The sequence below is a fragment of the Flavobacterium sp. genome (genome assembly GCF_017744675.1).
Classification (GTDB): Bacteria; Bacteroidota; Bacteroidia; order Flavobacteriales; family Flavobacteriaceae; genus Flavobacterium.
Genome location: NZ_JAGIAV010000007.1, coordinates 166496 through 176017, shown reverse-complemented (window position 1 = coordinate 176017; position 9522 = coordinate 166496). Strand labels below are relative to the sequence as shown.

At 31.6% G+C, this 9522-nt stretch carries 7 protein-coding genes; all 7 read right to left on the bottom strand.

Annotated features, from left to right (window positions below; translation table 11 throughout):
- Window positions 1-7: 7 nt before the first annotated feature.
- The 7 genes from J7574_RS20985 to J7574_RS20955 all read right to left on the bottom strand — a co-directional run bounded on the left by J7574_RS20985 (window position 8) and on the right by J7574_RS20955 (window position 8696).
- Window positions 8-3631: a hypothetical protein gene (locus J7574_RS20985; protein WP_290973468.1), complete on the bottom strand. Its 3624-nt coding sequence runs from the start codon at window positions 3629-3631 to the stop codon at window positions 8-10.
- A gap of 1169 nt (window positions 3632-4800) precedes the next feature.
- Window positions 4801-4908: a hypothetical protein gene (locus J7574_RS23190; protein ID WP_367272610.1), complete on the bottom strand. Its 108-nt coding sequence runs from the start codon at window positions 4906-4908 to the stop codon at window positions 4801-4803.
- A gap of 879 nt (window positions 4909-5787) precedes the next feature.
- Complete coding sequence (locus J7574_RS20975) at window positions 5788-6279, bottom strand: hypothetical protein (RefSeq protein ID WP_290973463.1); 492 nt, start codon at window positions 6277-6279, stop codon at window positions 5788-5790.
- A 28-nt stretch (window positions 6280-6307) separates the two neighbouring features.
- Window positions 6308-6760 carry a CHAP domain-containing protein gene (locus tag J7574_RS20970; protein ID WP_290973460.1) on the bottom strand — a complete coding sequence of 151 codons (453 nt, stop codon included), beginning with the start codon at window positions 6758-6760 and terminating at the stop codon, window positions 6308-6310.
- Window positions 6757-7044: a hypothetical protein gene (locus J7574_RS20965; protein ID WP_290973458.1), complete on the bottom strand. Its 288-nt coding sequence runs from the start codon at window positions 7042-7044 to the stop codon at window positions 6757-6759. The genes J7574_RS20970 and J7574_RS20965 overlap by 4 nt, the downstream gene beginning before the upstream one ends.
- A 306-nt stretch (window positions 7045-7350) precedes the next feature.
- Window positions 7351-7596 (bottom strand): hypothetical protein, encoded by a 246-nt coding sequence (locus J7574_RS20960; protein ID WP_290973454.1) that lies wholly within the window; start codon window positions 7594-7596, stop codon window positions 7351-7353.
- Between the two features lie 800 nt (window positions 7597-8396).
- Window positions 8397-8696: a hypothetical protein gene (locus tag J7574_RS20955; protein WP_290973452.1), complete on the bottom strand. Its 300-nt coding sequence runs from the start codon at window positions 8694-8696 to the stop codon at window positions 8397-8399.
- Window positions 8697-9522 lie beyond the last annotated feature (826 nt).

Sequence of the window (9522 nt, the reverse complement as noted above, 5' to 3'; positions counted from 1 at the left end):
ATATTATTTAGAGCACTTGAAATAATGTTTTTGCTTTAATTCGTTTATCATCGGTTATGTTTTCAAGTATATTTTCAATTTCTGTAAAGACTGCTTTTAAAGGATCGTTCGATTCGAGAAAAGCTATTTTACCATTTTCATACAAAGTAGGCTTATAATTTATTTCAACAAAACCCTCTACTGAACCGCCTACAACAGCTCCAAATAAACCACCTTTTAATTCTGCATCTAATCCAAAGTTTAAACTACTGTCAAGTTTAGCTTCAAATCCTGTTAAGGACGCTATAAAACTGAAAAGATTTATGATTTCAGTTATTGCATAATCTTCATCTTTATCAAGTTTGTAATTGTTCATATAAGAATTAGCATTAAAAACTCCCATAAGAAATCTAGCAGCAGCAATAAAATAATTCCCATTAGGATCTCCTTTGGAACTAATTTCTTTATCTATAAATAAATTTAAACTATCGAGATTACTTCCAGGAATTTTGCTCTTACCATATATAAGTTCATATTGTTTTTTTCCTTCTTCGATTTTCTGTTTTTTTAATTCGTTAAAAATTTCAGCTTTTTTGGTTTCAATATCTTTCTCCAATATTTGACTCAAAGCGGAGTTACCTTCGAAAGTGACATATTTCTGATATAATTTTTTTAATTGAAATTCAAGTAGATTTTTTAGTAAAGAATCTTCATTAAAGTCAATATTCATTTTTAAATCTAAGTTCAATTCTGTTTTTGTATGATTAAGGAATTTTTCTATAAATGCAACAATTGTTTTTGCTTCCATTTTTACAATATTAGCCTTTTTCATTGCTTGAATTATTTTGTCACATATAGAGTTGTCACTTATTGTTACATTGTTTGCTTTTCCATCAAAATCAAAGATTCCAACTTGTTTGTGAAGTTCGAGTCCTTTAAAAAGTTTAAAAGCTACGGCAGAAGTAAAAGCGAAATCAAGTCCTGCTATCCACATTTCATGAAATGTAGGCATATGAAGACGATATTTTCCGTCAGTTTTAGGAGAATCTGCATCACCTGAATAAGCTCCAATATGTAATGAGACTTCTTTCGATACATTACTACTACTTAAATATTTTAACGTAAAATCGTCTTCATCGTAAGTAATATCACTAAAATTAAAATCATCACTAGTCAGGGAGTCTGGCGAACCTGTTCTTGTAAATTCATATAAAGTCCCTAGCATAATTCCCTTTTTATCAAATTCTATTTTGTCAAAAAGTTTCCCTATATAAGTGGGTTGAATTTCAGAGCCAGGGATTAGACTTTTAAAGATGTTATTTATGAGTGAAAGATCAATTTTTGCATCAATATAATATTGATTTTCAATTTTTATTTTTGAAAATACCCGTCCTTTATTTCCTTTTGTAAATGGGGCATCATCATATTCTGCCTCATAACTATAAGCCGCTCCTGCATTTATATTTATATCACCGTGAACACCAATCGAGGGGATTTTCTCAAAAATGTTAGAGACAGAACCATAGCTTTTAGTCTCATTTTGAATTGTAGGATGTTCGACATTAGAACTAGGTATATCTAATCCTTTTTTTAACTTGGTACCGATCAGTGCTCCAACTTCTGCATCAATTCCTAAATTGTATTTTACTTCTAGCTTGGTTATGTAGTGTTTAGGGTCGAGATTTAAAGATTCCAAGCATGTGAAAATTTTAGATGCTGATTGTAGTACTTGTCCAACAAAAACATTCATGACCATCGTTAATAGAGCTGTTTCATTTTGCCTTATAGGAAATTCATATTCTGAACTTTGAGTTAATGTTAATCCGGCTGTAGCTTCAAAACCCGCAAAAGCACCAAATAGTTTTTTCGAACGACCATGTCCAGAATATTGACCAATACCATAACTAAATCCTTCGAGATGTTCCACACTTAGTTCAAAAACTTGTTCGTCCGTGTATACTAAAGTAAGTTCAGTTGCTTTTGTCATTTTACGAGAAATACTTTTTTCTACATCTGCCTTAGTTTTTACAGGAATTCCCCATGTTATCCCTACGCCTACACCAAATTTTCCGCCAAGTCCTCTAGGCCAGTAATCGACCAATGTCTGTATAACAAAATTATATGCAGAGACAAAAAAATCTACAGTTTCATGATATAAAGAAACTGCATCTTCTTTTACTTCTTCTGCTATTTCAGATAGGGCATCCATGGAATCAGACATAAGATCAACAATATCACTTAAAGCTTCATTTTTAATATAGTCCATAGCGGTTGAAGTTTCATCTTCCGGTTCTTTTTTAACTAGCATTTCATCATGTCTAAAATTTAAAAAATAATACATGGTGTCTGCAAATTGTCTGGAAGGAATTCTTATGTTTTCTCCTGGAACGGTTGTAAAAGAAGTTGTAATTCCTAGAGGATCAAAAATCATCTTACTATTTGCATTTAATTCTTCCATTTTTTTTAAAAAACGGTAATAATTTGGTAATGCCGTATTTGGATCCTCTTCTTTATACTCATTATCAAAAATATCCACCATGTCCAAATGATCAATTGTATATCTTTCGTAATTGTTAGTTCGAAATCCCCACTCATTTACAGGTTCGCTTCCTTTTTTTTCAGAATTGTAATAGTACAATAAATTATGATAAAATTGAAAACGAGCATCATCTTTTCTTTTGTCTTCAGGGAATGGGATTCTTTCTTTTAAAATAAAGATTGGAACATTGTTGTATGGATCCATAATAGCATAATCTCCACCTCCGTAATAATTGTCTAATACTATTTTAGATATAGTATCACCTTCTTTTAGTTTGTATAATTTAGCACCATTATCATCAAATAATAAAGGAGCAGTTTTGCTTAATTCGTTTTGAATATTTGTCATCGGAACACTTGCATTGGCAAATTCCAAATTATAATCTAATTTTGCGAAACCAATACTTTTTATGGGAGGAATTCCTTCAATTGCTCGTTTTGAATTTTTTGCAATTACTAAGGGATGCTTGTCGATTTCAGTTTGAAATTTTTCATTTGGAACACCATATACATGTTTGCCATCATTTCCAGAATTGATATAAGAGAAACCGAATTCTGGTTTGGCCTCAATGGTAATTTCATCACCACCTTCTATTATAATTTTATAATTGGGATGCGGATTAGATATATCACTGCCAATATAAAAAGACGATCTCGAGTTTACTTTTCCAACATATTTTTTCTTTTCGTAGTCAAAAATGTTATCTCGACTCAATGCCGCATCAATTGCTAATAAAGTTTTTGAATCAACAATTCCATTGATATCAATAGATCTATTTGCTGTAAAAATTGCAGTTCCTTGGAAAGTTTTTATTGCATTTTCCAGATTGACATCAAAAATTCCTGTTGCTATTAATTCATTTGGAATTGTATATTCATCGTATATTGCATCAATGGCTGTTATGGCCATTTTTAGAATTGTAATATGCTCTCCAAAAGATTTGTATTTAAGTCCAAGTTTTTGATTAGCGACATCGTTTTTAGCTAGTTTTACTAAATATTTACTAGTTGATAGTGGTTCATTTAACAGAACTCCTCCAATTTTGTCATCTGTGAGATTTTCATCTGTTAATGGTATATTGTTAATTGCGTTTTTGGATATATGTAAGGACATAATTTAAGCGATTGAAGATTAGTTAATACTTGTTAAGGTAATGGGCAAATTGTCGTAAATGATTTCGTTTGGAGAATCAGCAATTGCCATATAATTTAGATCAGGATTTTCATAATTAACAAAAGTTGGAATTCCTAACGTTAAGGTATATTCTTCAAGTGTAAAAGTTTGATAAGCTTTAGAAGTATATTTTTTGCATTTTATAAATAGTGGTTGGTTAGGAAAATCACTATTTGCACTTAGATATGCTTTTAAAGAATTGTATTCATTATGAGTTAAAGTAATCGACTCAAAAGTTTCAAATATAGCATCATTAATACTCGTATCCCCTGATTTTGAATAAGTAAGGAACTTAACAGTATTAGATGTGTTTTCGGTATCAGAAATTGAATACTTTGTTAATTCAAAGTTTCCAATTTTTGATGTTTTAACGATCTGATTTAAAAATCCAGTATGCGGATTCGTAGTGTTTTCATAATCGTAATCTGCAGTATTAAATTTTAAATTGAATTTGCCTTTTCCAATTATAGCGACGGGATTGTCAGCTTTATTGCTTACACTTTTAAAGGCGACTTCGTCTTTGTAAGAAAAAAAGGTGACATGATTTTTATCAATAGCAATTCCTGCAGTTGGTAAATAAGCTTCACCTTTTTTAGAGTCAATTACTAATGGAAAATTTATGGAAGAATAAGTGTAAATTCTAAAATCTCCATCAATTAAATCATTGAAACCAAAAATATTATTCATCTTTAAAGAGAAAAAATTATTCCAGATAGATGAAATATTCTGCGTGTTCTTTGTATCTCCTTTCGTGGATTTTTTTAAAAGAAAATAGTTACTGCCTAGTTTATTGTCATTATATTTCCAGTTTTTTAATTTAACAGCCTCTGATTCTTTGAGTAGTATTTTATTACTTCCGTCTCCATCTGCAATTATAAAATGTTTCTTTTGGGTAGTATCTATTTCTGTTGAAATTTTGCCTACGTAAGAGGATAGAAAATTTGCGTTTATCGGACTTCCTATATATATTGGAATTTTGATATGAAACCACTTCTTATTATTGTTATAAACCTGATCGGTAATTTTAAGAATCGGCCAATTAGTATAATAATTCATGCCAGAATATACAGGATCTTTGATAGCGCTATCTGCAGAATAAAAACCAACATTTAACTCATCCTTAAATTTAAAGAAGTGATTGTATGAAAAACCCCAATCATCTCTGATGTCAATGTAGACCGTATTTTTGTTGTAAAACTTCTGCAAGAAATTATCACCGTTATCGGCTCCTTTAATTCTTAAGCCTTGATTTTTTGCAGCACCATAAAATGCGGTAATATCCAGATAACTTAAGATTTCTTCTTTTTGGAATCTGTTGTTAAATTTTAGTTTCAGTTTATCAGCTTCAGTTGCGTTGCTGTCAATAACTAGTTTGTCGATTTCTAATGTATGGTTTGAAGCTTTTAGTAATTTAAATGTTGGTTCGTAGCCAATCATATCAAGGATAACTTCAACTCCTGCAAGGGTAGATCCACCGGCAAATTTTCCGATTTGGCACCCTCCTTCAACAATTAAAGGATGGAAAGTATCGGTGTCATCGAAGAATATTTTTTCGATAAAAGTAGTGTCAGGAAGTTCTGAAAAGTTTAAACCTAAACAATCTGATTTCGCAATTAAATTGGTGCCATTTTTTGAATTCAGTTTATCTTGTACCTCTTTTATGACTTTAAGGATATTGCTAGAAGCCCATGAACCATCTGATTCGAGGATGTTTCCAACATTATCAACCAATGAGGACTTTTTAATTCCTCTGTAAATAAACATTTTTACAGGGAAGCCACTCACATACGTATTCAAAGGAAGTAATGCAATGTTTAATAACGAAGAATTCGTATTACTTGGAATTGCCAGAACTAATGATTTTGTAATGGCATAAGCAGGAGCGTTTTCAGAAACAGAAAAATTATTATCCAAATTGTATTTTTCAACATTGCCGACATCTGGCTGCTGTCCAAAAGCTAGTTCTGCTAATTGATCGGTTTCTATTGAGCTTTCTTTTGTAAAAAAATATATTTTCGACATGTGTTTAGTTTTTAAATCTAAAATTCAATTGAAAATTTTAGAGCGAATTGTTGTTTAAAATTGGTTACTTGATTCTAAAATAAATGGTAGAATCTGTTTATAAATCTTACAAAGTAATAAGCCAACACCAACAGAAAAATCCTCCCCAACCAGATCTGCACTTTTTGCCAGAAAGTCAAATAATTGACAAATTTTGTGGTGTTAATGGTTTTTACTTCGGTTTCTTTTACTTGTTGCGATTTCCATCGGGCGTAGAGTTCCTGCTCTTTGAGTTCGCAGTCTACATTGAGTTTGTTGTTATCAAGACGAACCTTTGGGCTTTTTAATGTACGCCCTGGTTCGGCTTGAGTAACATTTTTAATAACTACTTTTCCGTTTTGGCATTCGAGCAATGCTTTGAAAGAACTGCTGTCTTTCTGAATTTTAAAAACAGTATCGTGTACCGTTTCCTTGATTGTGATCGTTTTGGTTTTTTCCTCACTTAGAACCGGCTTCGGACTTTTGCACGAAGCCAGAACTAAGACTGAAAAAAACAAAAAAACAAGACGTTTTAAATTATTCATCATAAATTATAATTTGTTTATTAAATGTGTTTTAGAGTCGTAAAAAGCCTTTAATACTTTTAATTTCTCTTTTTCTTCGGGCTACTTTATAGCCTTCTCGTCCTCCCATGTCGTTTGTATTGCCTTCAATGGTATAGATAAGGCTTCCTGCAACTTTATCTACAATTCCGGCATGGCCAGATCCATTATTAAAGTCGATGATAAAAACATCACCAGGTTGTGGTTCTTTTTTCACTAAAGGTTTACTAGAATTGTATTGGTCTAGTACACCTCCAGTTTTCTTTAAAGGATTTTTGACTCCTAATTGCAATGCGGCTTTTTGAGTACACCAGTAAACAAAAGCCATACACCAGGGATATCCTTTTGGCAGTCCGACGCTTCTTAAATAAATCTCGACTTCAGGACCAGCGTTACTATTTCGTGGCATTTCTTCGACACCAACTTGAGCAAGCGCAGTTTCTAAGGTTTTTTCGGCTAATGTCATTGTTGTTTTCCGTTTAGTTGTTTAAATTTTTGCAGCTCGTCTACCAATTGCTGATTTACCAGCATGAGCTCTCTATGTTGTATTTCCATTTTTTTGATGGTTTCGGTTGCAGTGGTCAGTCGAGCGGTAAGATCATCAAGCAAGTCACGATAATATTTTACGGCGCTCACGGCATTGTCAAGTTCGGCGGCTCTGTCTTGAGCTAATGATTTTCTCATCGAGAAAAACCAGGTAATAAATGCGGCAAAAAATGCGGTAAGAGTGGGGTATAGAAACTGTTCCATTAATGTTTTAAAAATATTTGTTAGGATTAAAATTTGTTTTTGAGAAACAGCTTGGAGTATTTTTTTTTTGGAAGAAATGTGGCCTTAATTTTCTGTAGTAATTGCTGTAGATGTTTCTTTTTCGAGTACAAAGATTGGCTTAAAAAAGGGGTAAAAAAAACGAATGAAAGGTGTTTAAACACTTGTATTCTGGTGCTTTACAAAGTTGTTCAGTCAACGAACAGTTGCTGTTTTTAATGAAAAAAACAGCACATCTTTGCAAAGCGATCCAGATGAAATGCCAGTTAACAATATCGTTTTACTGTTCTATAAAGTTTTAGTCTGATTCGAAAGCAGTTCTTCTATTTTTTTGAGTTCAGAAGTTATCGGAGTACAAAGAATCTCATACAAAGTGGTACGAGAAATAGGGTAGACCGGATAAATATATTTGCGCCAAACCACAGTAGTAGGAATATCTTCAGTTTTGTGTTTTTGATACAATTCTTTGATAAGCTTATAGCGTAAGAGTTTATTTTTTTGGATGCCTAGACTTCTGTTGTTAGATATTGCCATAATGAAAGAGTAAAAATGATTGAAAGAATTGTTTTAGATTAAAGAAATACGGCCATTTAAGGCTTAATAATAATTGTAAATGCATTACAGATAACCAAAACCATTTGATCCTAATATATCAATGGCCACTCTCTCCTAATGCCGAAAATCGTCTGGAGCTTCGTCCTGAAGCCATTCTTGCATAAGCACTTAATAATTTAAGTCAGCAGAGTCCGCACGACAATACCGTTCCAGAGTTATAAACTTGGAACAATCTGGGAAAAAGAATGGTTTTGTGTTATTTGATAAGGGCAGAAAGCGCCCGCTTTTTCGGTTCCTGATTTTCTTAAAAAAGTTAAGAAAACAGGAACCTTTTTTAATTACTGCAGTTTTAATTTGATTTTAAAAACTGTCAGGTTCGGAGCAAGATGGCAATCAAATTAAATTTGATAAGCCGCTTTGTGCATTTTTTAAATTGAGGATTGGTAATGAACCATCTCTTCTTAATTTATTAAAAGCTCGTCTTTTCTGTAAATGATACTACATTTTGAGAAACTCAATTTCAAACCATATCATAATAAACAATATGATCGTTAACCTGATAGCTTTTAGGATCTTTGGTGGGGCTTATTTTTACGCTCATTTTTGTATTGCTTAAAAGTTGAATTTATTTTGAAATTGATCCACTCGCGAAAAATCAATATCGGTTTTATATTCGTTGCAATTAAAAGAGCTCCTAGAAGTAGAGAAGCGTAAATGTCATGGTTTGGTAACATTGATTTATAGTGTTTTTGGGTTGTTTTTGATTTTTTTTTAGGTTTTTAATTGAATTGCGATTCGCTATTTTCTGAAATAAACTCTTCTTCTATAAAAGGATCCGCATAGTAGGGCTTAAAATGATATTTCGTTACTAGTCTGATAACATCTTTTATTTTATTTTCAAGATCTGCTGAAATAGGGCGAGGTTCAGCTTCTGCATTTTCCAAGATATGCATCCATTGAAAACGCTCTTGATTAATACAGATTCTCTCTCCGGGAGTAAAAGTTTTTATTTTTTCTGAGCAAAATTGAAGCGCAACATATAGCTGTGCAATACGCTCTTTAATTTGGTATTTATTCATGTTTTCGCAATTGTAAAATAGTTCGTAATTTTTTTAGATCATATTCAATTAGGTTTCTCTCCGCGCTATTAGGATTCTTAACCAGCCAGGATTCTAGTTCCTGTATTTTTTCGATAATTTGAGAAAGAGTCATTTTGATTTGGATTTAAGATTGATAAATGTTTTATGCATAATTGTGTTCACGAATTTTAGTATTAAATGTTGATTTTGTAAATAAAGACATTTGTTTTTTTTACAAATATCGAAAGTTATTTCGAATAACAAAATAAAATCGAAACTTTTTTCGATTAATTTTGCATTCTGCGATTTACGAGGAGTTTTGAGATGCTGATGGTAAACAAATTAGAATTAAAATGCTTTATTTGTTTACCTTTTTTAGCATAGAATGCTTTTTCAGATTTATATTTTATAGACTACAATAAATTATTTTTAAGATAGTGATAAAGCTTTATTAAGTGGTTTTCGTAAAAAGTTTCGATTTTTGGCGAAGTTTGCAAATGTAGAAGCTTACTGTTTTTTTAAGACAGCAAATTCACAAGATTAAGATTGAATTGCTGTAAATTGCTTTTTAATTGTAGGATGCAAGTGTGTTTTGCTTAAAGAGGATAAAATAGCCCTAATCACAAAAAAAATAAGGACGGGCTATGCTTTATGAGGAGATTTAAAAATGTTTTTCCAAATTAGTTGAATGATTCTTTTTCACAAATCAATAGGAGCTCTAATAATTCGATACTAATTTTTCCTTCTAAAAATAGTCTACGCAATAGTTTTATGTACTCTTGTTTTTTGGTAAGCATGATTATGTTTATTATAGGTTAAGTAGTAA

What these genes read in the sequence shown, in the direction of transcription:
- J7574_RS20960 (WP_290973454.1), bottom strand. Translation starts at nt 7,596, where the DNA reads ATGGCAATATCTAACAACAGAAGTCTAGGCATCCAAAAAAATAAACTC.
- J7574_RS20975 (WP_290973463.1), bottom strand. Translation starts at nt 6,279, where the DNA reads ATGATGAATAATTTAAAACGTCTTGTTTTTTTGTTTTTTTCAGTCTTA.
- J7574_RS20965 (WP_290973458.1), bottom strand. Translation starts at nt 7,044, where the DNA reads ATGGAACAGTTTCTATACCCCACTCTTACCGCATTTTTTGCCGCATTT.
- J7574_RS20985 (WP_290973468.1), bottom strand. Translation starts at nt 3,631, where the DNA reads ATGTCCTTACATATATCCAAAAACGCAATTAACAATATACCATTAACA.
- J7574_RS20970 (WP_290973460.1), bottom strand. Translation starts at nt 6,760, where the DNA reads ATGACATTAGCCGAAAAAACCTTAGAAACTGCGCTTGCTCAAGTTGGT.
- J7574_RS20955 (WP_290973452.1), bottom strand. Translation starts at nt 8,696, where the DNA reads ATGAATAAATACCAAATTAAAGAGCGTATTGCACAGCTATATGTTGCG.